The 362-nt window shown below is 74.3% G+C and carries 1 protein-coding gene; it reads right to left on the minus strand.

Annotated elements, in window-relative coordinates; all coding sequences use genetic code 11:
- Positions 1-65 precede the first annotated feature (65 nt).
- Positions 66-362, minus strand: a 297-nt coding sequence (locus N869_RS16140; protein ID WP_035063488.1) for a DsbA family protein, incomplete at its 5' end; no start/stop codon positions are given.

The following is a 362-nucleotide window of genomic DNA, read 5'->3' on the forward strand; positions in this document are numbered from 1 at the left end:
CGGCGACGCCCCACCGCGCGCAGCCGCCCGCGGCGCGCTGCGGGCGGTCGCGCGCTCCTGAGCCCTCAGCGGGCCTCGGCGAGCGCCTCCTCGATGATCTCGACGAACACCTCGGTGGGCTGGGCCCCGATCACGCCCCGCCCTGCCACCAGGAAGCTCGGGGTCGACGTGGCGCCGATCTGACGCCCCTCCTCCTCGTTGGTGGCCACCGTCGCCGCGACCTCCTCGGAGTCCAGGTCCCGGGCGAACTGCTCGGTGTCCAGGCCTGCGCGGTCGGCGAGGGCGATCAGCCCGTCGGTCGTCAGCTCGTTGCCACGGCGCACCTCGCCGCCCTCGAACAGCAGGTCGTGGTACTCCCAGAA

This window comes from Cellulomonas bogoriensis 69B4 = DSM 16987 (assembly GCF_000767165.1).
Lineage (GTDB): Bacteria > Actinomycetota > Actinomycetes > Actinomycetales > Cellulomonadaceae > Actinotalea > Actinotalea bogoriensis.